Raw genomic sequence first — 24903 nt, 5'->3', positions numbered from 1 at the left:
CGGGCGAGCCATCGCCCAGGGCGCTTCTTCACGATGAAGCGAGCGGTCAGTTGAGGATGATCGGATTGGTGAGCGCGGCGACGTGCCCGCTGGGATGGCGGACCTCGATGCGAACGAACCCCGAGTGTTCCGCCGTCGTGTCCCACTGCACCACGCCCGTCCCGTCAGAAGGGAGAGACGCCCGGTGGACCTTTCCTCGATCGGTGTGGAAGCTGACGGTCCCCGCCGGCACACCTCGCAGTGCTGCCTGGACTTCCACCTGCCCGCCACGAGTCGCGAGTCGTTCTCCCACCCCGACAACGCGACCATCGGCATTGGCGGTGAACGACACGTCCACGTCTGCCGACTCGGCGATCCAGCTGCGGCCGGCCCTGATTCCCGCCAGGACCGCCTCGGTGCTCAGCTCTTCGGCGAAGACCACGGTGTGAGGGATCCCGATCTGGCCTTCCAGGTGGGTATCGCTGTTGCCCATCGCCGGCCGCCACGAGCCCGTGCGGATGTCCGCCGCGAGGCTCCGCCCCCACTCCGCCAGGGCCGCCTCGTTGTCAGCGTTCCAGGGCCGATCCGAAGTCCACAGTCCGTTCCACACCTCCACCACGTCGAAGCCCTGGAAGGGGAACATGAAGTCCCCCGACGGGTAGGGCGCATGCGGGTGCGCGGCCACGCACAGGCCCCCTGCTCGATGGACCTGGTCCAGGCACTTGTCGACCAGTCCATCCCTGACCTGGTGGTTCCAGTCGACGACCTCGCCTGAATTGATGCCGAGCGCGAGCCAGTGCCCGGTCTTCGTGGTCACTTCCTCACCGAGGACGATCAAGAAGTCATCGGCGGCCAGCTGCCCCCATGTACCGGGGGTCGCGGCTGAGTTGTGCTCCGTTGTCGCCATGAAGTCGAGACCGGCGGCGCGCGCTCGAACGGCCAACTCTTCAGGGGTCAGTTCCCCGTCCGAGTGGACAGAGTGGACATGACAGTCTCCGCGGTACCAGGCCGCCCCACGTCCGACCGCCCGCGCCGACGGGAAGCTCAAGCTCGACACGGTTCTCCTTCCAGAGTCCTGACGAGCCAACGCGCGGGCAGTGCAAGCGGTTCCGTGACACCACTGACCACCGTCCAGGGCCTGATTCAGAAGTAGGCCCACGGGTTCCGGTGTGCACTGTCCGGGCGGTAGAGCAGAACTCTGGGGTGTGACTTCGCGCCGGGTGACTGGGAAGCTGCCGCATCAGAAGTGGATCAAGGCCGTGTGGTGATCTCGCCTCCTGACTCGGGGAGATCTGACTGACGCTCAGTGGGCGGCGCTGGATCCGCAGCGTGGTGGCGCTCGGGGTCGTGGTCGGAGCCCGGCCCGGCCGGCTCCGATCGCCGGGTGGGCTGACGGTCGTCTTTGTGGAGGTTGGCGTGACACCAACGTCGACAACCCGGTCCGTACCGCGCGCCTCTCCTTCCTCAGCTGAGATGTAGGCGCGCAGGAGAACTCAGCTGACGCAGCATTACCTGAACGGACGACAAATCTTCAGTCTTTCAGGGTATTTGCTGGCATGCACACTTCCCCGACCAGTTACCCGCTGGTACACATGAGCGTGACGCGCGTCGCACTGTGTCCCACCTCACAGTCGTGTACCACCACGTTGCAGTGGAGGGTTTCATGCGCATGCCCGCATTCCCCAGACCGGCATCCTCCAGACTCGCAGGCCGTCGCCTCGGCGCGGCAGCCGCGGCGTCCGCGGCGCTGCTTGCCGGCAGCCTCGCCCTGGCGCCCGGGGCCAACGCGGCCACCGGCGGGTACGTCGCCCTGGGCGACTCGTACTCCTCCGGCGTCGGCAGCGGCAGTTACATCTCCTCCAGCGGTTCCTGCGAGCGGAGCACGCTGGCCTACCCGTACCTGTGGGCCCAGGCCCACTCGCCGTCGAGCTTCGACTTCGAGGCGTGCAGCGGTGCCACCACCAGCGATGTGCTGAGCAGTCAGCTCTCGACGCTCAGCAGCAGCACCGCCGAGGTCAGCATCACCATCGGCGGCAACGATGCGGGCTTCGCGTCGACCATGGAGACCTGCGTCCTGGACGGCACCAGCTCCTGCCTCTCGGCGGTCTCGTCGGACGAGAACTTCGTCAACACGCAGCTCGCGCCCAAGCTCGACGCCGTCTACTCGGCGATCAAGTCGAAGGCGCCCAACGCCCATGTGGTGGTGCTGGACTACCCCCACCTCTACGAGGTGCCCGGCTCCTGTCTCTTCGGCATCAGCGACACCAGCCGGACCGCCATCAACGGCGCGGCCGACGACCTGGACTCGCTCACCGCCAAGGAGGCCGCCAAGTACGGCTTCACGTTCGCGGACGTGCGCAGCATCTTCGAGGGCCACGAGATCTGCTCCAACGACTCCTGGCTGCACAGCACGACGCTGCCGATAGACGAGTCCTACCACCCCACCTCGGCGGGTCAGGCGGACGGCTTCCTGCCGGTGTTCAGCCAGGAGGCGTGACTGTCGGAGCCGGTGCCTAGTCTTGCCGCATGACTGAACAGACTCCGTCGCACGGGCCGCTGGTCCACCATGTCGAGCTGTGGATGGACGACCTGGCCCTCGCCGAACGCCAGTGGGGGCCGGTGCTCGGGGTGCTCGGCTGCGAGCCGTTCCAGCACTGGGAGAACGGCCGCAGTTGGCAGCGGGACGGCAGTTATGTGGTCATCGAGCAGTCACCGGCGCTCCGGCCCGGAGGGCACGACCGCCTCCGGGCCGGAATCAACCACCTCGCGCTGCGCTGCGCGCCCGGCCGTCCTGACCCCGTGCTCGCCACGGCGCAGGACGCCGGTTGGCAGCTGCGGGTGGACACCGGTCAGGCACTCCACCTGATCGACGGTCAGGGATTCGAGCTGGAGATCGTCTACGACGAGAGTCCTCACGACGACAGCACGGCTCAGGACGACAGCACGGCTCAGGGCGACGTCACAGCTCAGGAGGACGGCCCTCAGGTCGACAGCGCCGCCTGCGCCGAGGACGAGTAGAGCGCCTCGATGTCCACCGCGCAGTGGCGGATGATGGCGCGGCGGCGGAGCTTGAGCGAGGGGGTCAGCAGGCCCGACTGCTCGGTGAAGTCCATCGCCAGGATCCGGAAGGCGCGGACCGACTCGGACCGGGAGACGGCGGTGTTGGCCGTCACGACCGCGCGTTGCAGCTCGGCGTGGATGTCCGGGTCGTGGGCGGCCTGAGCGGGGCTCAGCTGGGGGCGGCCGTTGCGGCGTTGCCAGTGGTCAAGGGCCTCGGCGTCCAGGGTGAGCAGCGCGCCGACGAAGGGCCGGTTGTCGCCCACCAGCATGCAGTGGTTGACCAGCGGGTGGTTGCGGATCCGGTCCTCCAGGGTCACCGGGGCGACGCTCTTGCCGCCGCTGGTGACGATGATCTCCTTCTTCCGGCCGGTGATCCAGAGGTAGCCCGTGCTGTCGAGGCGGCCGAGGTCGCCGGTGGCGAGCCAGCCGTTGCGCAGGGTGTCCTCGGTGGCCTCGGGGTTGTTCAGGTAGCCCTGGAAGACCTGGCCGCCGTGGACCCACACCTCGCCGTCCTCGGCGATCAGGACGCTGGTACCGGGGATCGCCTGGCCGACGCTGCCGAAGCGCGGGCGCTCGGGCGGGTTGGCGGTGCTGGCGGCGGTGGTCTCGGTGAGGCCGTAGCCCTCGATGACGGTGACGCCCGCGCCCTTGAAGAAGAGCGCGTGCTCGCGGTTCATCGCCGAGCCGCCGGACATCGCGTGCCGGACCTTGCCGCCGAGGACCGCGCGGACCTTGCCGTAGACGAGCGACTCGTAGAACTGGTGCTGCATCCGCAGCGCGGCCGTCGGTCCGGGGCCCTCGTCGAAGGCCTGCCGCTCCAGGGCGGCGGCGTAACGGACGGCGGCGTTGTAGGCCTTCTCGAAGATGCCGCCGCGTCCGCTCTCCTCGGCCTTCTGGCGGGCGCGCTGCAGCAGCTTCTCGAAGATGTACGGGACGGCCAGCAGGAAGGTCGGGGCGAACGACGCCAGCGACGGCAACAGGTCGGCGGGCCGCAGGCTCGGTTCGTGGCCGAGCCGGACCCCGGCACGGATCGCGCCGACCTGGACCATCCGGCCGAAGACGTGGGCCAGCGGGAGGAAGAGCAGCGTCGAGGCCTGGTCGCCGCGTCCCTTGGCGCCGAAGACCGACTCGTACTTGGTCACCAGGTTGTCGCACTCGGCCATGAAGTTGCCGTGGGTCAGCACGCAGCCCTTGGGGCGGCCGGTGGTGCCGGAGGTGTAGATGATCGTGGCGACGGTGTCCGCGGTGACGGCCGCGCGGTGGCGCTCGATCTCCTCGTCCGGCACGGAGCGTCCGGCGAAGGCGATCTGCCGCAGGGCTCCGGCGTCGAGCTGCCAGATCCGGCGCAGCGTGGGGAGGCTGTCGCAGACCGAGCCGACGGTCATCGCGTGGTCCTCGTGCTCGACGATGCACGCGACCGCGTGCGAGTCGCCGAGGATCCAGCGGACCTGCTCGGCCGAGGAGGTCGGGTAGACCGGGATCGGCTGCGCGCCGATGGACCAGAGCGCGTAGTCGAGCAGGGTCCACTCGAAGCGGGTGCGCGACATCAGCGCGACCCGGTCGCCGAAGCGGATGCCCTGCTGGAGCAGGCCCTTGGCGAGCGCCTGGACCTCGTCGCGGAACTGCGCCGCGGTGACGTCGTGCCAGGTGGCCTCCGACTGGCCGGGCTCCCCGCCCGACGCGTCCGGGTTGCTGGTACGCCTGCTCAGCACCGGGAGGAGGGGAGTCTCCTCGGCGGTGCGGTGGACGGAGTCCGCGAGGCCTTCCGTCCGTTGTGCCCGGACCAAGGCCGGAACGCTGAACTCACGCATCCGGCACCCCTTCTTCATACTGCTTCTTCATACTGCGTGTGGAGAACCCGCAAGTTACCTGAGGTAATCAGCCCTAGCCAGAGCGGCACGGGGGATGATCCAGCCTTTTCACAGGAGCTACACCGCACCTGTCCGCCTTCTGTGTACCAACTTCCCCGGATGGCAGGTGTTTTGGGCGATCTGCCGGAAATGCCCGGGGGATGGGGTGACACTGCGGCTCGCTGGCCGTGCCGTATCGACGGTGTATCGGGAGCGTCAGCGCAGTCGTGCCGAAGACGTGGTGAGAGATGTCATCGGAAGTGCGGCGTTCTGTGTCCTGGGACGGTCGAACTGACGTCCTTGCGAGTAGTAGAGTCGCGGCGATTCGGCCGGGCCCTGAGAGGAATCCATGCGCTTCCGCCGCAGATCCATCCGCGCGAAGATCACCGCGCTGCTCCTGGTGCCGCTGACCGCACTGACGGCCCTGTGGGCCTACACGTCGGTGCAGTCGGTCAGCCAGGTCTGGGGCCTGATGCGGGTCGCCAGCGACTACCGCTGGTTCGGGACGCCGGCGGACGCCCTCTCCCGGGCCCTTCAGGACGAGCGCCGCGCCGCCGTCGCCTACTCCGCGGCCACGCTCGAAGCCTCCGGCGCCCCGGCCGGCCAGACCGACACCGCCGACCTCAACACGCTGCACCAGGCCGAGGCGGCGACCGACGTCGCGTCCGCCGCCTTCACCCGGAACGCGAACGACCCCGGCCACCACGCGAGCCTGAACGCCGCCGAGCTGGCCACACTGGGTCTGATCGACTCGCAGCTCAAGGGCCTGACGGTGGAACGGGAGGCGATCGAGGGCCACTACCAGGGGTGGTACAGCGTCTACGACTGGTACACCGTCGCGCAGGATCCGTTCTTCCAGCTCCGGCTCCAGCTCAGCGACGTCAGCGGCGGCGACCTGGCCCGGACCGCGCAGAACCTGATCGAGATCGTCCGCGCCCGTGAGTACCTCTCCCGTGAGGACGCGATCGAGGTCGGCGCGCACATCCAGGGCAAGCTCGACGTCGAGCAGTACCAGGAGATGCTGTCGACCGGGGCCACCGAGCAACTGCTGCTCCAGGTCCACGCCGGGGAGTTGCCCTCCTCGATCGCCGCGCTCTACACCCCCTACCTCAACAGCTCCGACTACTTCGAGATGGAGTCGCTGCAGGCCGACGCCGCGCAGGAGGGCGCGGCACAGGCGGTGGACCGGCTCGGCTACCAGCAGTGGCGGCAGAGCGTCGACGCCAGCCTGAGCCGGCTCAGTGACATCAACCAGCAGGCCGCCCAGGTGGCCGGGCAGCAGGCCACCTCCTACGCGATGCGGGTGATCTGGCAGGACGGCATCGCCGGTGCGCTCGGCCTGCTCGCGGTGATCGCGACGATCGTCATCTCGCTGCGGATCGGCCGCCGCCTGGTCCGCGAGCTGGTCGAACTGCGCAACGGCGCCTTCGAGCTGGCCGGGGTCCGGCTGCCGTCGGTGATGCGCAGGCTCCATGACGGCGAGAAGGTCGACGTGGCCGTCGAGGCGCCACCACTGGCCACGCCCGGCGGGGGCAAGGCCTCCGGGGGCAGGCATGCCGACGGCTCGCACGACGAACTGGCGCAGGTCGGTCGGGCGTTCAACGCGGTGCAGCGCGCCGCGATCGAGGCCGCCGTCGAGCAGGCAGAGCTGCGGCGCGGCATCTCCGCTGTCTTCGTCAACCTGGCCCGCCGCAGCCAGGCGCTGCTGCACCGGCAGCTGTCGCTGCTCGACGAGATGGAGCGCCGGGCGGAGGACCCGGGCGAACTGGACGACCTGTTCAAGCTCGATCACTTGACGACCCGTATGCGCCGCCACGCCGAGGGCCTGATCATCCTCTCCGGTGCGGCCCCGGGCCGGACGTGGCGGCGGCCGGTGCGGGTGCTGGACGTGGTCCGCGCCGCCGTCGGCGAGATCGAGGACTACGCCCGGGTCCGGGTGCACCGGATGCCTCCGGTCGCGGTGGTCGGCAGCGCGGTCTCCGACCTGGTCCACCTGCTGGCCGAACTCGTCGAGAACGCCACGGTCTTCTCGCCGCCGCACACCCAGGTGCGGATCCAGGGCGAGGAGGTGGCCAACGGCTTCGTGCTGGAGATCGACGACCGCGGCCTCGGCATGGGCGAGGAGCCGCTGGCGGCGGCCAACGACCGGTTGGCGACGGGAGGCGACTTCGACCTCGGCGACACCGACCGGCTCGGCCTCTTCGTGGTCAGCCGCCTCGCCGCGCGGCACGAGGTCCGGGTCTCGCTGCGGCGCTCGCCCTACGGCGGCACCACGGCCGTCGTCCTGCTCCCGCACGCCCTGCTCACGCCCGCGCCGCCGCGGCCCGGCGACGCCGAGGTCACCGGCGAGCAGGTGGTGGTGCCCCAGCTGACGCGGGTGGCACGCGAGTTGACTCCGGCCGGCCGCACCCGTCCGGTGCTGGAGGGGGACCAGCCCGGGTCGGACCAGCCCGCGCTGGGCGGCCCGCGTCCGCACGAGCCCGAGCCCGGGTCCGGGGCCGGGGCCGGGAGACTGCCGCGCCGCCGTCGGAACGAGGCGCGCCGCGAAGCACGCTCTGAGGCACCTCGTGAGGTCCGGGACGAGATCAGGCACGAGGTTGTCGACGAGGACGTGCTGGCGGACGAGATCCTGCTGCGCAGCGACACCGAGACCGCCGTCGCACCGGCACTCCCCAGGCGCGTGCGTCAGGCCAACCTGGCCCCGCAACTGCGGAGCGCGCCCGAGGCGGATGCCGCCCCCGGGGCTGCGGCACCCGCGGTGGACCAGGTCGAGCGCACACCCGAACAGGCCCGCGCCGTCTTCGCCTCGTTCCAGCGCGGCCTCGCCCGAGGCCGCGCCGAGGCCGACCCCGCTGCAGCCCCGTCAACTCCCGCCCAGCAACCAGTCTCAGACTCAGCCTCAGACTCAGCACCGAAACCGGAAGGAACCCCCCGATGACCGGCACGACGAAGCCGTCCGGCGACCTCACCTGGCTCTTGGACGACATGGTCCGTCGCGTGCCGGCGATCCGGCACGCGGTGGTGCTCTCCAGCGACGGGTTGGCGACCGGGGCGTCGGGGGAGCTGGAGCGTGAGGACACCGAGCACCTTGCCGCGGTGGCCTCCGGTTTCCACAGCCTGGCCAAGGGCGCGAGCCGTCACTTCAAGGCGGGCGATGTCCGGCAGACCATGGTCGAGCTGGACCAGGCCTTCCTCTTCGTCACCTCGGCGGGCGACGGCAGCTGCCTGGCCGTGCTGAGCGAGGCGGACTCCGACGTGGGTCTGATCGCCTACGAGATGGCGCTGCTCGTCCGTCGCGTCGGTGAGCACCTGGGCACCGAGCCGCGGGCGTCCGCGTCCGCGGGGTGACCTCGATGCCGGGGGAGCAGCGGGACGGGCACGACAAGCACGACGGGCAGGACGCGCACGACGTGTGGGACGAGGACGATGACGATGACTGGGATGACCTGTCCCAGCTGGTACGTCCCTACACGCTGACTCGGGGACGGACCCGGCACTCCGGGTCCGAGGCGTTCGACGTGGTCACCCAGATCAGCGCGGTGCCGCGCGAACCGGGCATCGCGGACGAGGACGCACAGGATCCCGAGCACGAGGCGATCCTCGACCTGGTCCGCCACGGGCCGTTGTCGGTGGCGGAGTTGGCGTCGGACCTGGATCTGCCGCTGGGGGTCGTCCGGATCCTCCTCGGCGACCTGCTGGCGGCCGAGCTGATCCAGGTCACCCGGCCGGTACCGCTCGCCGAGCTGCCGGACGTCCAGATCCTGCGCGAGGTCATCCAGGGGCTGCGCGCGCTCTGACGTTCAGCGCCCTTTGGTGTTCAGCGCCTCTGACGTTCCGCGCTCTCTGACGATTCGTCAGTGCGGCTAGTCCTGGCGCGGCAAGCCCGTTCGACGTTTTCTCGCCCGGACGGGTCAATCGGGTGCGGCTCCGGAGTGGCGTGGCGGCGTGCGGGCAGCTTCGGCGCATGTCGCCTGGGATCTGCGCGCCCCCGCCGGTACCACCCCCGCACGTGCCGGTCGTACCACCGGCCGGACCGGGATCGTTCTCGCCGCCGCATCCGCCGCCCGTACCACCGGCGTTCCCCCCGCCGCTCAGCTGCGTCCGGGTGGTGCCGCACCGGCCGCACCCGCATGTCGTCGTGCACCCGCGCCCGCCGTTGCGGGTGACGCCGCACCGGACGCCGCCGCCCAAGCCGCCGCCTTCTCCGCTGCCCTCGATCGCGCTGGTTGATGTCAAGGCCGCCACCGCCGTGCCGCACGTGCTGCCGCAGCCGACCGTGACGGCGGCTCCCGCCGCGCCCGAGGCTGCGTTCGTATATGTCGCGATCACCATTCCCGCCCTGGTCGCCGCCGGGGCGGGCGCGCTCAACCATGTGCTGGGAAGGGGTCGTTGATGACCAATCTGGGATTTCTCGCGGCTGCTGTGGTGGGCGGACTGCTCGCGGTGCTGGTCCTCGCCGGGTTCGGGCGGACCGCCCGCTCGAAGGAGGGAGCCTTCTCCGGAGGCGCGTTGGGCTTCCTCGGCTCGGCCTCGCTCTCCTCCTTCGTGCTGATCGCGGCCTTTCTGATCGCCGGGTCGTGGTCCAACCTCAACACGGCGCGCGGGCACACCTTCGACGAGTCGCGTGCCGTCAACGCCGCCTACACGGACGCCGACACCACCACCAGGCCGCTGCTCAAGGACTACGTGACCGCCGTCATCGACAAGGAGTGGACCTCCATGGCGTCCGGCCAGGCCAGCCCGGCCGCCTGGCAGCGGCTCGACACGGTACGGGCGCACGTCGAGGCGCTGCCCGCCGCCACCCCCACGGCGCAGGCGGCCAAGGACCAGGAGCTCAGTGATCTGGACACGGTCTACACGACCCGGCAGATCCGGCTCGCGGACACCTCGGCGACCATGCCGTGGCCGCTCTATCCGGCGCTGATCTGCACCGGCCTGCTGGTGCTGCTCTACGCGCCGATCGCCGGGCTGACCTTCCACCGCCGCGAGGCGGTGGCGTTGGGGCTGGTCGGCGCGGTGGTCGGCTTCGGGGTCTGGATGGTGCTGCACCTGACCCATCCCTATGCCGGGCCCGTCCATGTGACACCGGTCGCATACGTCCAGAGCCTCGCCCGATTCCAGCAGTTGGGCACGGGCTGAGTCGGGCACCGGCTGAGCTGGGTGCGGGCTGAGCTGGGCACGGGCCGAGGCCGGAGCGGTGTCCCGCGGAACGGGCGGCCTTGACCGGCACCCCGGCCGGTGCCCTAAGGTGCGGCCGTGAACCCCGACGCCGTGAACCCCGTCGCTGTGAAAATACTTGTCGCGGGCGGCTTCGGCGCCGGCAAGACGACGCTCGTCGGCGCCGTCAGCGAGATCCGGCCGCTGCGCACCGAGGAGCGGCTCAGCGAGGCCGGGCGGCCGCTCGACGACACCGCCGGTGTGGAGGCCAAACAGACCACCACGGTGGCCATGGACTTCGGCCGGATCGACATCCGGCCGGGTCTGGCGGTCTACCTGTTCGGCACGCCCGGGCAGGACCGGTTCTGGTTCGTCTGGGACGAGTTGGCCCAGGGCACGCTGGGCGCGGTGGTGCTGGCCGACACCCGGCGGCTGGAGGACTGCTTCCCGTCGGTCGACTACTTCGAGCGGCGCGGGATCCCGTTCGTGGTCGCCGTCAACTGCTTCGACGCCGCTCCCCGCTACCCGGCGGACGAGGTCCGGTCCGCGCTGGACCTCGCGCCGGAGGTGCCGGTGGTGCTCTGCGACGCCCGGGCCAAGGACAGCGTCAAGGAGGTGCTGGTCGAGACGGTCTCGCTGGCGCTGGCGCTGGGGCCGGACAGGGCCTAGCCGAGACGAAGGCGCTCGTTGGTCAGGGTCATCGGACCGTCCGACAGCACGCGCAGGTAGGTCGCCCCGGAGGGGTTGCGGGCGAAGGGCGCGCCGATCCGGACCAGCAGGTAGCGGGCGGTGCCGTGCGCGGGAAGGGTCGCGGGACCGGAGACGATCCGCCAGTTGAAGTCCATCCAGGCGTTGTTGCTGGTGGCGAAGGCGGGGGAGAGCGGCTGGTCCCCGGTGTTGCGCAGCGTCGCGGTGATCCGGCTGATGCCCGCCGTGGGCTTGGCCCTCGCCGTCGCGGCCACGTGCAGCGGCGGCGGGGTGAGCACAGCGACGGCAAGCAGGACCACCGCCGGGAGCACCAGCAGCGCGGGCAGCGCCAGGCGGACCGGTCGGGCCCGCAGTACCGCCAGCCGCCAGGTCCACGCCGTGGCGAAGGACGCCCGCTCGTTGCAGGCGAGCGCGGTCAGCCAGAGCGGCGTCAGCAGCATGAAATAGGTCTCGGTCGACCGAGCCGACAGGAAGAACGCCGGCCACGGCAGCACGGCGACGGCGGGCGCGAGACGGGCCGGGTGGAGGGCGAAGAGCACCAGCGTCGCCAACAGGAACGCCGCCGCGGCCGTGGAGTAGAGACCGAGCGCGCCGCTGCCCCGGGTCAGGTAGTAGCTGATGTCGACCGGCCCGAGGCCCTGCGGTGAGGCGTGCTGGGTCAGCACGGCAACGATCCCAGGAGCCCAGTCCAAGCCGTCGCGGATCAGGAACGGCAGGTTGACGACCAGGAAGACGGCCCCGGCCAGGCCCGCGTAGCGACCGGTGACGGCGACGGCGGGACGCCAGGAGCCCAGCTCGCCCCGGCGCAGCAGCACCACCCCGAGCAGGACGAACGCGGTGAGGAACCAGGCGAGTTGGTGCGCGGAGTCGGCCAGGCCCAGGCAGCAGCCGGAGACCACTCCGGACCGTCCGAGGCGTCCGCCCGCGCCGATCCGGCTCCAGCCCGCCAACACCACGACCAGGAACGGCAGCGTCAGGAAGACCGGGTAGCCGTCGCGGGCGTACGGGAACATCCAGCTCATGCCGAAGAGCGCCAGCGTCGCGGCGGGCCGCAGCGGCACCGGCAGCAGCCGGAACATCAGCACGCCGGCGGCGACCACGGCGGCCAGCGACCAGAGCCCGGCCACGGGGACCCAGAACGGCGCGGGCAACAGCCCGTGCGCGGCGAACGGGGCGTTCAGCAGCACGCTCAGCGGCGGATAGCCGAAGACGTCGACGGGCCTGCCGGTCATCAGCGGGGTCAGGCCGACGTGGTAGACCGCGCCGGCGGTGGGGAAGTGGGCGCCGTAGACGTGTCCGCCTGCCGCGAAGGCGCGGGAGGCCATGCTGATCAGCGCGCCCTCGTCGTCCCCGTAGGGCAGGGTGCCCCGGCCGGAACCGGTGCCCAACTGCAGGACGACGCGGACCAGCGCCGCGCCGAGCACCGCCAGATCCAGTCGACGCAGCGTCACCGGCCGCCGGGCGAGGGAGATCAGGACGGCGAAGGCGAGCAGCGTGCCGTAGAGCACGCCGAAGCCCGCGCTGAGGTAGGCCCGGCTGACGGCCTCGCTGCGCAGGTCGGCCGGAAGGCCCTGGAACAGGCTGAGCAGCGCGACCAGCGAGAGGATCCGGTGCGCGAGCAGCGGGCTGATCAGCGGGTGCGAGGCGATGACCGGTGGTTCATCGGTGTGCGACTGTCCGGCGCCGGTCCGGTTGACGATGGTCCGCATGGCGAGGCCGACGCTAGTCGACGTAATCCGGCATTCACGGCGAACGGCCCCAACGAGTGGGGAAGGGCCCCAACGAGTGAGGACTGCGGAGCAACTATTCGCCTGGCCGGGCGAATCCGGACCAGGCGTTCGCGGGTCGGCCACGGCCCAGGCCGGATTGGCGGAAGAGGCCGCCGCCCGCGGTGGTGACGTAGAGGGTGTCCAGCTCGGGGCCGCCGAACGCGCAGCTGGTGACGTTGGGCACCGGCAGTTCGACGGTCTCCAGCAGCCGGCCCTGCGGGGACAGGCAGCGGACCACGCCGCCGCCCCAGAAGGCGATCCAGAGGTTGCCCTCGGCGTCCAGCGTCATGCCGTCCGGGTCTCCGCCGAGATGGGACAGGTCGAGCGAGCGCAGCGGGGTGGCGAGCGGGCCGTGCTCCGGGTAGGCGTAGAGGTCGATCCGGCGGCGCGGGGTGTCGGTGTGCCAGAGCAGGTCCGGCTCGGGCCAGTCGAGGCCGTTGGGGATCAGAAAGCCGTCGGCGATCGGGACGGCGGTGACGCCGGGGATGCCGGGGACGCCGCTCCTGTCCGCCGCGTCCGGCTCCAGCCGGTAGAGCGGTCCGGGCCGGCGCGGTTCGTCGACCTGCATGGTGCCGGCCACGATCCGGCCGAAGGGGTCGCACTTGCCGTCGTTCATCCGCCGGTCGGGGCGGTCGGTCTCCACCTCGGCGACGGTGCGCAGGGTGCCGGTCGCGGTGTCGAGCAGCGCGAATCCCTCGGCGACGGCCAGCAGCACGGTGCCGTCCCGGTACGGCGCGACGGTCCCGGGCATGGTCGGCAGGGCGATCTCGCCGACGGAACCGTCGGCGTGGGAGAGCCAGCGGAGCGTGCGGTCCTCGACGCCGATCCAGTAGACGCGTCCGGTCGCGGCGTCCCACAAGGCGCCCTCGCCCAGGGCGAGTGGCGTGACGTCGGCATGTTCCAACGGCATGTGCTGCTCCGGATTCTGTGGCGAGGTGGGACCTCGGTGCCCACAACCATGCTCGCAGGCCGCACAATGGTTCTTCACGGACCGAACACACCGGAAGGATGCGGGGGCGGGCTAGGCGATGCAGGGGGCGGTACTGACGCACTGGCGGCTGGGCAAGTTGGTCAGTCCGGGCAAGTTGCGCGGGCTGGTCGAGCTGCGCCCGCTCGGCGTGTTGCGCCGCGTCTGCGGCCTGCGGCGGCTCGGGGGCGTGGTGCTCACGCTCGCGGTCGTGGCGTCGGTCGCCGTGGTCGGGCAGGCGGCCGGTTGGCTGGCCGATCCGCCGCCGGGTCAGTTGGCGACGCAGGCGGCCGACGGCGAGGCCCGGCTGCTGGCCCTGGCACTGCGTCAGATTCCGCCCGACGGCCTGCCGGACGAGGCCCGCTTCGCGGAGACGGCGACTTCGGTGCCGAGCGAGCTGCTCCGCGTCGACGTCCGACGTCCCGGCGACGCCGTGCTGACGGTTCGGCTCGTGGGCCAGGCGAGCTCGGGCGCCTTCGACGGGCGGAGCGCGGCCACGGTGGTGCGCTGCTACGCCATGGACTGGCAGCCGGTGCAGCCAGTGCAGCCGGTGCGGTCGGGCGGTTCGGTCGTTGGTCGGACCGGCGGTTCGGTCGGTGGTCCGGCCGCTGACGGGGCTGGTGACGGGGCGGGAGACATCGTCGGTGATCCCGTGCCGACGGCCTGCCCGGCCCTGCCTGGGGTCCCGGCGGGAGTGCCGAGCGGGAGCGAGTTGGCGGCGGAGCTGAACGCGGGCTCGACGGGGGAGCGGACCAGTCGGGCGGGCGTCTTCGCCACCGGACAGCCGGGTGCGTGCGCATTCGCGGAGACTGAACCGTCCGGGCGGCTGCTGGCCTGGGCCGCGCCGCTGCTCGCGCCCTGCACGACCGCCGCGGCACGCGAGGCGGCGGCTTTCGGCACGTGAGTGGACCGGGTCGATATCGCACGAGATCGGGCATGCCCGCCCGAGAATGACCGGGTGACCCTTTCTCGCGGACAAGCGCAGTCTCCCGGACATGCGCAGTCTCTCGAACGCGCGCTGCGCGGTGCGCTCCGGGGTGAGGTGGACTTCGGGACCGCGCAGCGGGCCGTCTACGCCTACGACGCGTCCAACTACCGTCAGGTCCCGCTCGGGGTGGTGAAGCCCGCGTCGGCGGACGACGTGCGGGCGGCGGTGGCCCTGGCGCGGGAGCACGGGGTGCCGGTGCTGGCGCGCGGGGCCGGGACCAGCGTCGGCGGACAGGCGATCAGCCCCGGAGCCCTGGTGCTCGACCTGCGGGCTCGGTTCGCCGGGGTGACGGACGTCGATCCGGAGGCGCGGACCGCGTGTGTGCTGCCCGGGACGGTGCTGGACACGCTCCAGGCGGCGGCCCGTCCGCACGGGCTGGTCTTCGGACCGGACCCGTCCACGCACAGCCGCTGCACGCTCGGCGGGATGATCGGCAACGACTCCTGCGGCCCGCACTCCGTCGTCTGGGGCCGCACCGCCGACAACGTCCGCTCGCTCGACCTGCTGCTCGCCGACGGCACCGAACTGACCGTCAGCGGCCCGCTCTCCGCCGACGCACGGGCGGAGCTGCTGCGCAGCACACCCGGTCGCGCGGGCGAACTGCTGCGTGGGCTGCATGCGCTGGCCGAGCAGAACCTGGCCACGCTGCGCCAGGACTTCCCGCAGCTGCCGCGTCGCGTCTCCGGCTACGCGTTGGATGCACTGCTGCCCGAGCGCGGCTTCGACCTGGCCCGCGCGCTGACCGGTACCGAGGGCACCTGCGCGCTGCTGCTGGGCGCGACCGTCGTACTGGCCCCGTTGCCGAGCCGCCACGTCCTGGTCGTCGCCGGATACGCGGACGAGAGCGCCGCCGCCGAGGCGGTGCTGGAGTTGCTGCCGCTGCGCCCGCTGACGGCGGAGGGCATGGGCGGGGACCTGGTCCCCGGCGGCCTGGCCGGGTTGAGCGGCGGCAGCGGCGGCTGGCTGTTGCTGGAGGCGGAGGCGGGCGACCACGCCCGGGCGCTCGAACGGGCCGCGCGGGCGCAGGGGGCGGCCGTCGCCGTGGTCGAGGACCCGGTGGCGCAGCGGGCGGCGTGGCGGGTGCGTGAGGCCGCGGCTGGGACGGCGACCCGGGCGCCGGACGGCTCGGAGGCCTGGCCGGGCTGGGAGGACGCCTCCGTGCCGCCGGAGCGGCTGGCCGGGTACCTGCGCGAGCTGCGGGAGCTGATGGCCGCACACAGGCTCCAGGGAACGCCCTTCGGGCACTTCGGCGAGGGCTGTGTGCACCTGCGGATGGACTTCGACCTCGACCGCCCGCAGAACGGCCGGTTCCGCGGCTTCCTCACCGAGGCCGCCGACCTGGTGGTGCGGCACGGCGGGTCGCTCTCCGGCGAGCACGGCGACGGCCAGGCGCGCGGCGAGTTGCTGGCGCGGATGTACCCCCCGCGCGTCATCGAGCTGTTCGGGGCGTTCAAGTCGCTCTGGGACCCCGAGAACCTGCTCAACCCGGGCAATCTGGTCGACCCGCGCCCGCTCGACGCCGATCTGCGGCAACCGGCGCTCCGGCGGGAGTTGCCCCTGGCCGACGGCGCGCGCCGCTGCGTCGGGGTGGGCGCGTGCGTCACCGACGACCCGGCGACGGTGATGTGCCCGAGCTACGCGGTCACGAGGGAGGAACGGCACTCGACGCGTGGCCGGGCCCGGTTGCTGGGCGAGATGCTGGGAGGCGCCCTCGTCACGGACGGCTGGCGCTCGCGTGAGGTGCGCGAGGCGCTGGACCTGTGCCTGGCGTGCAGGGCCTGCGCCAGCGACTGCCCGGTGCATGTCGACATGGCGACGTACAAGTCCGAGTTCCTGCACCGCTTCTACCGGCACCGGCTGCGACCCAGGATCCACTGGACGCTGGGCGGACTGCCGCGCAACCTGCGGCTTCTGCGCGCACTTCGGCTGGCCCGGCCGGTCGGCGCGCTGGCACGGAGCCGCTTCGGGCCGCTGCTGGCACGGCTGGCCGGGACCACTCCGCAGCGCCCGCTGCCGCCGATCCCCGCGCGCGCCTTCACCGAGGGCGTGGCAGACACGGGTTCGGGTGGTCGGCCGGTGCTGCTCTGGCCCGACACTTTCGGCAACCACTTGCAGCCCGAGGTGTTGCACGCCGCCGCAACGGTGCTGCGCCGGTTCGGGTTTCGGCCGGTGCTGCCCGAAGGACCCGTCTGCTGCGGGCTGACGGAGGCCACCACCGGACGTCTCGACGCGGCCCGTCGCACCCGCAACCGCACCCTGCGCACGCTCGCGCCGCTGCTGGACGCCGATCCGGAGCTGCCGATCGTGGTGGCGGAGCCGAGCTGCGCGGCCGAACTGCGCGGGCCGCACTCTCGACTGGCCGACCGGGTGCGGACGTTCGCGGAGCTGCTGAACGAGCAGCTGGACCGTCGGCCCGAGCTGCTCGACTCCCTGACGCTCGCGGGCCGGCCGCTCGCGGACCGGCCGAGCGCGTTGGTGCAGACGCACTGCCACCAGCACGCCGTCCTCGGTACCGACGCCGACCGGCGCCTCGCCGCCCGTCTCGGGCTCACCCTGCGCCAACTGCCGCCGTCCTGCTGCGGGTTGGCGGGAGACTTCGGTTTCGAGCCTGGACATCACACGGTGTCCGTCGCGGCCGCCGAGCGGGTGCTGCTGCCCGCGCTGCGGGCCGAGCCGGACGCGACCGTGCTGGCGGACGGCTTCAGCTGCCGGACCCAGATCGCGCAGCTCGCCGACGGCCGCCGCGCGTTGCACTTCGTCGAGTGGCTGGAGCGACTGCTGCCCGAAAGTGGGACCCGGTCGGACATCTGACGGACACGCGGGGGTAACGATCCGGCGCCCTTGCAGAAAGTTGCTGCAAGGGCTTTCCAAGCCGATTGCATCGCTGTTACGTTCCTCCCCAAGCCCGGCGGCTGTGCGACCCGGGCACCCACCCCCGAAGGAGTCCATCGATGCGTCGTGGCATTGCGGCGGCCGTTCTGGCGACGGCGATAGCGGTTTCTGCAAGCGCTTGCGGTTCCTCTGGCAGCAGCTCCGGCGGCGCCTCCGCCAACGCGGGTCCGGTGACCATCACGTGGTGGGACACCTCCGACGCCACCAACGAGGCGCCGACCTACAAGGCCCTGGTCGCGCAGTTCGAGGCCGCGAACCCGAGCATCAAGGTGGACTACGTCAACGTCCCCTTCGCGACCGCGCAGACCAAGTTCACTGCCGCGGCAGCCGCCGGCAAGGGCGCGCCGGACGTGCTCCGCTCCGACGTCGGCTGGGTCGCGGGCTTCGCCCAGCAGGGCTACCTGGTCCCGCTGGACGGGACCCCCGCCTCCGCCGACAAGGCCAAGTTCGAGCAGCAGCTGGTCCAGCAGGCCACCTACCAGGGCAAGCTCTACGGCATGCCCGAGGTGACCGACACCTTGGCGCTGATGTACAACAAGCAGCTCTTCACCAAGGCCGGCATCACCGCCGCGCCGACCAGCTGGGCCCAGCTCACGGCCGACGCCGCGGCGGTCAAGACGAAGGACGGCGTCGACGGCTTCGCCTTCAACCCGGCCTCCTACTACGCCATGCCGTTCCTCTACGGCGAGGGCACCGACATGGTGGACCTGAGCGCGAAGAAGCTGGAGTTCAACTCCGCCCCCGCGATCAAGGCGATCACCACCCTCAAGAACCTGCTCGCCGCTCCGGGTGTGAGCAAGCTGGACACCACCGCCAACGGCTACGCCAACATCATGGACGCCTTCGAGAGCGGCAAGGTCGCCTCGATCATCCAGGGCCCGTGGGAGACCACCAACGTGCTGAAGGGCTCCGCCTTCGCCAGCGCGTCCAACCTCGGGGTCGCGGTGGTCCCGGCCGGGTCGGCCGGCAAGGCGGGCGCGCCGATCGGCGGCGCCAACCTGGTCGCCTACGCCGGTTCGGACGCCGCGCACCAGGCCGCCTCCGAGAAGTTCATCGCCTTCATGACCTCTGCCGCCTCGCAGCAGACCATCGCCACCAAGAACTCCACGCTGCCGACCCGCAGCGACGCCTACACCTCGGCCGTCACCGCCAACCCCGGGATCGCCGACTTCCAGGCGGTGCTGTCCGCCGGTGTGCCGCGTCCGCCGCTGGTCCAGTACAGCGACCTCTACAACACCTTCCAGACCGACCTCACCAAGATCCTGCTCAACCAGGAGAGCGTGCAGACCGGGATGAACAACGTCACCATCCAGGCGCAGAAGGAACTCCCCGACTACGCCGCGCAGTGACCGGACGCCGGTGACTCGAACCCGGTGAGCAGATCCGGGTGACTCGTACCCGGTGACCAGACCCCGGCCGGCCGTCACGGCGCCGTGGACGGAGGGTTCCACGGCGTTGCGGGCGGCCGGTCGGTCGCAGTTCCCTTCCCAGGTAGTAGCAGGTAGCAGCAGTGTCTGAAGAGGTGTCAGCATGACCGTGGCAGCACCCGCCAAGGCCGCGCCACCGGATCCGGTGGGCCGGGCCGAGGCGCGACGCCCAGGGCCGTTCCGCCGGATCCGGCAGTCGTACGACCAGTTCTGGTACGCCTGGGCGATGTGCGCCCCGGTCGTCGTGGTGCTCGGCGTGCTCGTCGGCTATCCGCTGGTGCTGGGCGTGATGTACACCTTCACGGACGCGACCAGCCTCAACGTCGGGCACACCATCGGGGTCAACCACATCCCGGACACCTTCAGCTGGGTGGGGCTGAAGACGTACATCGACATCCTGTCGGGGCCGGACAACCAGTTCTGGCCGCACTTCGGGTGGACCATCGTCTGGACCGTCAGCTGTGTCGTCCTCACCATCTCGCTGGGCCTCGGGCTGGCCGTGCTGCTCAACCGCAAGGTGCGCGGCCGGACCGCGTACCGGATGCTGCTGATCCTGCCGTGGGCGGTGCCGACCTTCGTCACCATCTTCTCCTGGCGGCTGCTGCTGGCCGACGACGGGCTGGTCAACAGCCTCCTCGGTCTGGTCGGCATCGGTCATGTGCAGTGGCTCAGCGACCCGCTGTGGCAGCGGGTGGCCGCGATCGCGGTCAACGTCTGGGTGGGCGTGCCGTTCATGATGGTCTCGATGCTGGGCGGCCTGCAGGCCATTCCGGGCGAGCTCTACGAGGCCGCCGAGATGGACGGCGCGACCGCCTGGCAGCGGTTCCGCAACGTCACCCTGCCGGGCCTGCGACCGGTCAGCAGCACCCTGGTGCTGCTCGGCATCATCTGGACCTTCAACCAGTTCAACGTGATCTACCTGCTGTTCGGCACCACCAACAGCGACAGCGTGCAGATCCTGGTGACCTACTCGTTCCGCCTCTTCTTCGGCCAGGAGCCGATGGACTACGCACGCGCCGCGACGGTCGGCGTGCTCTGCCTCTCCGTCCTGGTCGTCTTCACCGAGTTCTACCGGCGCTGGATCCGCCGCATGCAGGGAGACGCAGCATGACCAAGCCCCGTCGTCGAGGCGAGCGCAGCCCGCTCGCCTCCCTCGGACTCCACTCGGTCCTCGCCGTGGCGGCGTTCGTAGCGGCCTTCCCGGTGGCCTGGGTCGTCTACGTCTCGCTCGGCCCCGGGCAGTACGACTACCAGCACCCGCAGCACATCCTCGGGCGTGCGTCGCTCTCCAACTACAGCTACGTGCTGGGCCACACCGACTTCTTCACCTGGTTCGCCAACTCCGCGATCGTGGCGGCGGGGACCATGGTGTTCGGTGTGCTGCTCGCCGCCAGCGCGGGTTACGCGGTCTCGCGGATGCGGTTCCTCGGGCGCGGCGTGCTGATGTACTCGTTCCTGCTGACCCAGATGTTCCCGGTGGCCGTGCTGCTGGTGCCGCTCTACAAGATCCTGGCCGACACCAAGCTGCTGGACACCTACCAGGGCCTGATCCTGGTCTACTGCACCACCACCGTCCCCTACGTCGCCTGGCTGATGAAGGGGTACTTCGACACCATCCCGGTGGAGATCGACGAAGCGGGCCGGATCGACGGGCTCAGCCCCTTCGGCACCTTCTGGCGGCTGATCCTGCCGCTGGCCAGGCCGGGCCTGGCGGTGGCGGCCTTCTACTCCTTCATCACCGCGTGGGGCGAGGTCGCCTTCGCCTCCTACTTCCTGCTGTCGTCGGACAAGTACACCCTCGCCGTCGGCATGCAGCAGTTCGTCAGCCAGTACAACTCGCAGTGGAACTACCTGGCGGCCACCGGCGTGCTGATCGCCATTCCGGCGGCGATCGTCTTCTACCTGGTGCAGAAGAACCTGGTCGCCGGGCTCACCGCGGGCGGCACCAAGGGCTGACCGAGTCCGCGCCTCCCGTTCCACACCACCTCTCGCAGTTCAGTCGAAGTTCTCTCGCTTCCAAGGGAATCCATGACCCAGCATCTCGTCGTCCCGGTCCGTCCCGCGCTCAGTGGTGAAGGCGAGCCCGACGCGCGGCGGAGAGCCGACTGGTGGCGTGAGGCGGTGATCTACCAGGTCTATCCGCGTAGCTTCGCCGACGCGAACGGCGACGGCATGGGCGACCTGGCGGGCGTCCGCGCGCGCCTGCCCTACCTGCGCGACCTGGGCGTGGACGCGGTCTGGCTCTCTCCGTTCTACGCCTCGCCGCAGGCCGACGCGGGCTACGACGTCTCCGACTACCGCCGGGTGGACCCCATGTTCGGCGAACTCGCCGACGCGGCAGGCCTGATCGAGGACGCGCACGCGCTCGGCCTGCGGGTCATCTTCGACATCGTGCCCAACCACTGCTCGGACCAGCACGAGTGGTTCCAGCAGGCGCTGCGCGAGGGCCCCGGCTCGGCGCTGCGCCGCCGCTTCCACTTCCGGCCCGGAAAGGGCGAGAACGGCGAACTGCCGCCCAACGACTGGGAGTCCATCTTCGGCGGCCCGGCCTGGACCCGGGTCACCGAGCCGGACGGCACCCCGGGAGAGTGGTACCTGCACCTCTTCGCGCCCGAGCAGCCGGACTTCGACTGGGACCACCCGGCCGTCGCCGACGAGTTCCGCTCCATCCTGCGGTTCTGGCTGGACCTCGGCGTCGACGGCTTCCGGATCGATGTCGCCCACGGCCTGGTCAAGGCCCCCGGCCTGCCCGACCTCGGCGTGCACGACCAGCTCAAGCTGCTCGGCCACGACGCGATGCCCTTCTTCGACCAGGACGGCGTCCACGAGATCTACCGCTCCTGGCGGCCGATCCTCGCCGAGTACTCGGGCGGTGAGTACGGCGACGACCGGATCTTCGTCGCCGAGGCGTGGACCCCGACCGTGGCCCGCACCGCCGAGTACGTCCGCGAGGACGAGCTGCACCAGGCCTTCAACTTCCAGTACCTGGCCACCCCGTGGGAGGCCGAGGCGCTGCGCGAGGTGGTCGACCTGACCCTGGACGCGATGCGTCCGGTCGGCGCGCCCGCCACCTGGGTGCTCTCCAACCACGACGTCACCCGCCACGCCACCCGGTTCGCCAACGAGCCGTCCACCAGCACCCAGATCCGCACGCCCGGCGACCGTGAGCTCGGGCTGCGCCGCGCGCGGGCCGCGACGTTGCTGATGCTGGCCCTGCCGGGGTCCGCGTACCTGTACCAGGGTGAGGAGTTGGGCCTGCCCGACGTCACCGACCTGCCGGACGAGGTGCGTCAGGACCCGTCCTTCCACCGCCAGAACGGCCAGGACGGCTACCGCGACGGCTGCCGGGTGCCGCTGCCGTGGTCCGGCACGGCGGCGCCGTTCGGCTTCGGGCCGGCCGAGGGCGGGCCCAGCTGGCTGCCGCAGCCGCCCGGGTGGGCGGAGTTGAGCGTCGAGATGCAGACCGGCGACCCGACCTCCACGTTGGAGCTCTACCGTTCCGCGCTCGCGATCCGTGCCGAACACCCGGCGCTGGGCGCGGGCGACGGCGTGGACTGGCTGGACGCGCCCGAGGGCGTGCTGGCCTTCCGTCGCGGCGCATTCACCTGCGTCGCGAACACCGGCTCCGCGCCGGTGCGGCTGCCCGTGCCTGGGCGGCCCTTGCTCACCTCGGGCGCGGAGCCGGTGCTCGACGGCGGGACTGCCGGCAGCGGGACCGCCGGCAGTGGGACTGTCGAGGTGGCTGCCGACACCACCGTCTGGTGGACGGACCGATGAGCCTCCCGTCACAGGGCGGACCGGCATCACCGCCCGCCCGGCTGGCGGACATCGCCGCCCAGGCGGGCGTCAGCGAGGCGACCGTCTCCCGGGTGCTCAACGGCAAGCCGGGCGTCTCGGCGACCACCCGGCAGACGGTGCTGGCGGCGCTGGACGTGCTCGGCTACGACCGCCCGGTCAAGCTGCGGCAGCGCAGCGCCGGGCTGATCGGGCTGATCACACCGGAGTTGAACAACCCGATCTTCCCGGCGCTGGCCCAGGTCGTCGAGCAGGTGCTGACCCGTCACGGTTACACGCCGCTGCTCTGCACCCAGACCCCGGGCGGCTCGACCGAGGACGAACTGGTCGACATGCTGGTCGACCGCGGTGTCACCGGCATCGTCTTCGTCTCCGGCCTGCACGCGGACACCACCGCCGACCACGAGCGCTACGCCCGACTCGCCGGGCGCGGCGTGCCGTTCGTGCTGATCGACGGGTTCAGCGAGCGGATCGACGCGTCCTTCGTCTCGCCCGACGACCGCGCGGCGATGTGGATGGCGGTCCGGCACCTGGCCGAACTCGGCCACCAGCGCGTCGGCCTGGCCGTGGGCCCGGCCCGGTTCGTGCCGGTGGCACGGAAGCTCACGGGCTTCACGGCGGCGGTGCGCGAGCTGCTCGGGTACGCCGACGCCGAGGTCGAGGAGTTGGTCCAGCACACCCTCTTCACCGTCGAGGGCGGTCACGCCGCCGGCGGGACACTGCTGGACAAGGGTTGTACGGCGATCGTCTGCGGCAGCGACCTGATGGCCTTCGGCGCGATCCGCGCCGCCCGCCAACGCGGACTCGACGTGCCGGGCGAGGTGTCCGTGGTCGGCTTCGACGACTCTCCGCTGATCGCCTTCGCGGACCCGCCGCTCACCACGATCCGCAAGCCCGTCGAGGCGATGGGCGCGGCGGCGGTCGACGCCCTGCTGGAGGAGATCAACGCGGTCCCGGTCCACCGCGCCGAGTTCGTCTTCCAGCCCGAGTTGGTGGTCCGGGGTTCGACGGGAGCATGCGGTTCGCCGGGCGCGCGGCAGCGCGGACGAGGCTGAGGGATGGCGTACCGCGCGCTCTTCGCTCCGCGCGGGGCGAAGGGGTTCACGGCGGCGGTGCTGGTGGCACGGTTCCCGGTGGGGATGTTCTCGCTGGCGGCGACGCTGCTGGTCACCTCGCTGCACGGCTCCTACAGCCTGGCCGGGCTCGGCGGCGCGACGGTCCTGGTGGCCATCGCCGTCGTCGGGCCCTGGCAGGCACGGCTGGTGGACCGTCACGGGCAGGCCAGGGTCAGTGTCCCGGCGGTGCTGCTCGCCACGCTCGGCGGCCTCGGACTGGTCCTCACCCTGCGCGCCCACGCGCCCACCTGGCTCTACCTCGCCTGCGCCGCGCTCAGCGGCGTCGGCCCCAACACCGGTTCGCTGGCGCGCGCCCGCTGGTCCTTCCTGCACCGGGGCAACCAGGCGGTGCTGCACACCGCCTACGCCTACGAGGGTGTGGTGGACGAGCTCTGCTACGTCCTCGGCCCCATCGCGGCCATGACGCTGGCGACCTCCTTCTCGCCGCTCACCGCGTATCTGACGGCTTCTCTGCTGGGCCTGGCGGGCATCCTCGCCCTGGCCACCCAGCGCCGCACCGAACCGCCGCCCGGACGCACCCACGAGGCAGCCCGGACCCGACCCGGCGGCGCGCTGCGCGCTCCGGGGATGCCCGCGCTGGTGCCGATGCTCATGGCGGCGGGCTGCGTCTTCGGCACCATGGAGATCACCACCGTCGGCTTCGCCCAGTCCCACGGACACAAGGCCGAGGCCAGCCTGGTGCTCGCCGCTTACGCGCTCGGCTCCTGCCTGTCCGGCATCGCCTTCGGCCTGTGGCGGCCCCGTGGCCCGGCGGTGGTCCGGCTGCGCTGGGCGCTGGTCGCCATGACGGTGACGCTGGCTCCGCTGCCGCTGGACCGCAGCCTCTGGCAGGTGGCGCTGAACCTGCTCGTCGCGGGGTTCGCCACCGCGCCGACCATGTCGACCAGCATGGGCCTGGTCGCCGAACTCGTCCCTGAGAACCGGCTGACGGAGGGCTTCACGCTGACCACCACCGGCCTGCTGATCGGCGTCTCGGCGGGTACGGCGGCGGGCGGTTGGACGGTCGACCACCTCGCTCCGGGAGCCGGGTACCACGTCCCCGCGGCGGCCGCGCTGGTGGCGCTGCTTCTGTCGCTTCGACTGAGGCGGTTCGCCTGAAGCTGCACGCCTGAAGCTGTACGCCTGAAGCTGTACGCCTGAAGAACTGTCCGAATCGTCCGGCCGTCGGGCAAACA

General features: G+C 71.4%; 20 protein-coding genes. 16 read left to right on the top strand and 4 right to left on the bottom strand.

Going from position 1 to position 24903, the window contains the following annotated elements:
• Positions 1 to 46: 46 nt before the first annotated feature.
• Positions 47 to 1036: a CehA/McbA family metallohydrolase gene (locus tag ABH940_RS19230; protein ID WP_370105821.1), complete on the bottom strand. Its 990-nt coding sequence runs from the start codon at positions 1034 to 1036 to the stop codon at positions 47 to 49.
• A gap of 612 nt (positions 1037 to 1648) precedes the next feature.
• Between ABH940_RS19230 and ABH940_RS19225 the strand changes: the two genes are divergently transcribed.
• Both ABH940_RS19225 and ABH940_RS19220 read left to right on the top strand, forming a co-directional pair.
• Positions 1649 to 2476 (top strand): SGNH/GDSL hydrolase family protein, encoded by an 828-nt coding sequence (locus tag ABH940_RS19225; protein ID WP_370070393.1) that lies wholly within the window; start codon positions 1649 to 1651, stop codon positions 2474 to 2476.
• 29 nt (positions 2477 to 2505) lie between these two features.
• Positions 2506 to 2997: a VOC family protein gene (locus ABH940_RS19220; protein ID WP_370105820.1), complete on the top strand. Its 492-nt coding sequence runs from the start codon at positions 2506 to 2508 to the stop codon at positions 2995 to 2997.
• Here ABH940_RS19220 and ABH940_RS19215 read toward each other — a convergent pair.
• The gene (locus ABH940_RS19215; RefSeq protein WP_370105819.1) at positions 2961 to 4850 is read right to left on the bottom strand and encodes a long-chain fatty acid--CoA ligase; all 1890 of its coding nucleotides are present in this window, start codon (positions 4848 to 4850) and stop codon (positions 2961 to 2963) included. The genes ABH940_RS19220 and ABH940_RS19215 overlap by 37 nt on opposite strands.
• Before the next feature lie 388 nt (positions 4851 to 5238).
• Here ABH940_RS19215 and ABH940_RS19210 point away from each other — a divergent pair, with 388 nt between their 5' ends.
• The 6 genes from ABH940_RS19210 (at position 5239) to ABH940_RS19185 (ending at position 10715) form a co-directional block, all read left to right on the top strand.
• Positions 5239 to 7827: a nitrate- and nitrite sensing domain-containing protein gene (locus ABH940_RS19210; RefSeq protein ID WP_370070344.1), complete on the top strand. Its 2589-nt coding sequence runs from the start codon at positions 5239 to 5241 to the stop codon at positions 7825 to 7827.
• Positions 7824 to 8237 (top strand): roadblock/LC7 domain-containing protein, encoded by a 414-nt coding sequence (locus ABH940_RS19205; protein WP_370070342.1) that lies wholly within the window; start codon positions 7824 to 7826, stop codon positions 8235 to 8237. Before ABH940_RS19210 ends, ABH940_RS19205 begins: the two co-directional genes overlap by 4 nt.
• Positions 8238 to 8242: 5 nt before the next feature.
• Positions 8243 to 8686, top strand: a complete 444-nt coding sequence (locus ABH940_RS19200) for a DUF742 domain-containing protein (RefSeq protein WP_370070340.1) — start codon at positions 8243 to 8245, stop codon at positions 8684 to 8686.
• A gap of 341 nt (positions 8687 to 9027) precedes the next feature.
• The gene (locus tag ABH940_RS19195; RefSeq protein ID WP_370105818.1) at positions 9028 to 9282 is read left to right on the top strand and encodes a hypothetical protein; all 255 of its coding nucleotides are present in this window, start codon (positions 9028 to 9030) and stop codon (positions 9280 to 9282) included.
• Positions 9282 to 10028, top strand: a complete 747-nt coding sequence (locus ABH940_RS19190) for a hypothetical protein (RefSeq protein ID WP_370070336.1) — start codon at positions 9282 to 9284, stop codon at positions 10026 to 10028. The genes ABH940_RS19195 and ABH940_RS19190 overlap by 1 nt, the downstream gene beginning before the upstream one ends.
• 117 nt (positions 10029 to 10145) lie before the next feature.
• Positions 10146 to 10715 carry an ATP/GTP-binding protein gene (locus tag ABH940_RS19185; protein ID WP_370070334.1) on the top strand — a complete coding sequence of 190 codons (570 nt, stop codon included), beginning with the start codon at positions 10146 to 10148 and terminating at the stop codon, positions 10713 to 10715.
• Here ABH940_RS19185 and ABH940_RS19180 read toward each other — a convergent pair.
• Both ABH940_RS19180 and ABH940_RS19175 read right to left on the bottom strand, forming a co-directional pair.
• Entirely contained in the window at positions 10712 to 12463 is a 1752-nt protein-coding gene (locus ABH940_RS19180; protein WP_370070332.1) for a hypothetical protein, read from the bottom strand. The genes ABH940_RS19185 and ABH940_RS19180 overlap by 4 nt on opposite strands.
• 94 nt (positions 12464 to 12557) lie before the next feature.
• Positions 12558 to 13433, bottom strand: a complete 876-nt coding sequence (locus ABH940_RS19175; protein ID WP_370070329.1) for an SMP-30/gluconolactonase/LRE family protein — start codon at positions 13431 to 13433, stop codon at positions 12558 to 12560.
• 118 nt (positions 13434 to 13551) lie between these two features.
• Here ABH940_RS19175 and ABH940_RS19170 point away from each other — a divergent pair, with 118 nt between their 5' ends.
• From ABH940_RS19170 to ABH940_RS19135, 8 genes are all read left to right on the top strand, one after another.
• A complete protein-coding gene (locus ABH940_RS19170) occupies positions 13552 to 14394 on the top strand; it encodes a hypothetical protein (RefSeq protein WP_370105817.1) in 843 nt (280 codons plus the stop codon).
• 54 nt (positions 14395 to 14448) lie between these two features.
• Entirely contained in the window at positions 14449 to 17289 is a 2841-nt protein-coding gene (locus ABH940_RS19165) for an FAD-binding and (Fe-S)-binding domain-containing protein (protein WP_370105816.1), read from the top strand.
• 140 nt (positions 17290 to 17429) lie between these two features.
• Positions 17430 to 18719, top strand: coding sequence for an extracellular solute-binding protein (locus ABH940_RS19160; protein WP_370070323.1), 1290 nt, complete (start codon positions 17430 to 17432; stop codon positions 18717 to 18719).
• A 181-nt stretch (positions 18720 to 18900) separates the two neighbouring features.
• Complete coding sequence (locus ABH940_RS19155; RefSeq protein WP_370070321.1) at positions 18901 to 19908, top strand: carbohydrate ABC transporter permease; 1008 nt, start codon at positions 18901 to 18903, stop codon at positions 19906 to 19908.
• On the top strand, positions 19905 to 20753 hold the full coding sequence (locus ABH940_RS19150) for a sugar ABC transporter permease (protein ID WP_370070319.1): 849 nt from the start codon (positions 19905 to 19907) through the stop codon (positions 20751 to 20753). The genes ABH940_RS19155 and ABH940_RS19150 overlap by 4 nt, the downstream gene beginning before the upstream one ends.
• A gap of 72 nt (positions 20754 to 20825) precedes the next feature.
• Complete coding sequence (locus ABH940_RS19145; protein ID WP_370105815.1) at positions 20826 to 22574, top strand: glycoside hydrolase family 13 protein; 1749 nt, start codon at positions 20826 to 20828, stop codon at positions 22572 to 22574.
• On the top strand, positions 22571 to 23647 hold the full coding sequence (locus ABH940_RS19140) for a LacI family DNA-binding transcriptional regulator (protein ID WP_370070314.1): 1077 nt from the start codon (positions 22571 to 22573) through the stop codon (positions 23645 to 23647). The genes ABH940_RS19145 and ABH940_RS19140 overlap by 4 nt, the downstream gene beginning before the upstream one ends.
• A gap of 3 nt (positions 23648 to 23650) precedes the next feature.
• On the top strand, positions 23651 to 24826 hold the full coding sequence (locus tag ABH940_RS19135; protein WP_370070312.1) for an MFS transporter: 1176 nt from the start codon (positions 23651 to 23653) through the stop codon (positions 24824 to 24826).
• The last annotated feature ends 77 nt before the right edge of the window (positions 24827 to 24903 follow it).

The organism is Streptacidiphilus sp. BW17, from assembly GCF_041262485.1.
GTDB lineage: Bacteria > Actinomycetota > Actinomycetes > Streptomycetales > Streptomycetaceae > Streptacidiphilus.
This window is presented reverse-complemented; position numbering and strand designations above follow the sequence as displayed.

Coding starts and splice junctions, on each gene's coding strand:
- ABH940_RS19145 (WP_370105815.1), top strand. CDS start 20,826: ATGACCCAGCATCTCGTCGTCCCGGTCCGTCCCGCGCTCAGTGGTGAA.
- ABH940_RS19205 (WP_370070342.1), top strand. CDS start 7,824: ATGACCGGCACGACGAAGCCGTCCGGCGACCTCACCTGGCTCTTGGAC.
- ABH940_RS19135 (WP_370070312.1), top strand. CDS start 23,651: ATGGCGTACCGCGCGCTCTTCGCTCCGCGCGGGGCGAAGGGGTTCACG.
- ABH940_RS19140 (WP_370070314.1), top strand. CDS start 22,571: ATGAGCCTCCCGTCACAGGGCGGACCGGCATCACCGCCCGCCCGGCTG.
- ABH940_RS19225 (WP_370070393.1), top strand. CDS start 1,649: ATGCCCGCATTCCCCAGACCGGCATCCTCCAGACTCGCAGGCCGTCGC.
- ABH940_RS19155 (WP_370070321.1), top strand. CDS start 18,901: ATGACCGTGGCAGCACCCGCCAAGGCCGCGCCACCGGATCCGGTGGGC.
- ABH940_RS19190 (WP_370070336.1), top strand. CDS start 9,282: ATGACCAATCTGGGATTTCTCGCGGCTGCTGTGGTGGGCGGACTGCTC.
- ABH940_RS19170 (WP_370105817.1), top strand. CDS start 13,552: ATGCAGGGGGCGGTACTGACGCACTGGCGGCTGGGCAAGTTGGTCAGT.
- ABH940_RS19175 (WP_370070329.1), bottom strand. CDS start 13,433: ATGCCGTTGGAACATGCCGACGTCACGCCACTCGCCCTGGGCGAGGGC.
- ABH940_RS19160 (WP_370070323.1), top strand. CDS start 17,430: ATGCGTCGTGGCATTGCGGCGGCCGTTCTGGCGACGGCGATAGCGGTT.
- ABH940_RS19220 (WP_370105820.1), top strand. CDS start 2,506: ATGACTGAACAGACTCCGTCGCACGGGCCGCTGGTCCACCATGTCGAG.
- ABH940_RS19150 (WP_370070319.1), top strand. CDS start 19,905: ATGACCAAGCCCCGTCGTCGAGGCGAGCGCAGCCCGCTCGCCTCCCTC.
- ABH940_RS19200 (WP_370070340.1), top strand. CDS start 8,243: ATGCCGGGGGAGCAGCGGGACGGGCACGACAAGCACGACGGGCAGGAC.
- ABH940_RS19215 (WP_370105819.1), bottom strand. CDS start 4,850: ATGCGTGAGTTCAGCGTTCCGGCCTTGGTCCGGGCACAACGGACGGAA.
- ABH940_RS19180 (WP_370070332.1), bottom strand. CDS start 12,463: ATGCGGACCATCGTCAACCGGACCGGCGCCGGACAGTCGCACACCGAT.
- ABH940_RS19210 (WP_370070344.1), top strand. CDS start 5,239: ATGCGCTTCCGCCGCAGATCCATCCGCGCGAAGATCACCGCGCTGCTC.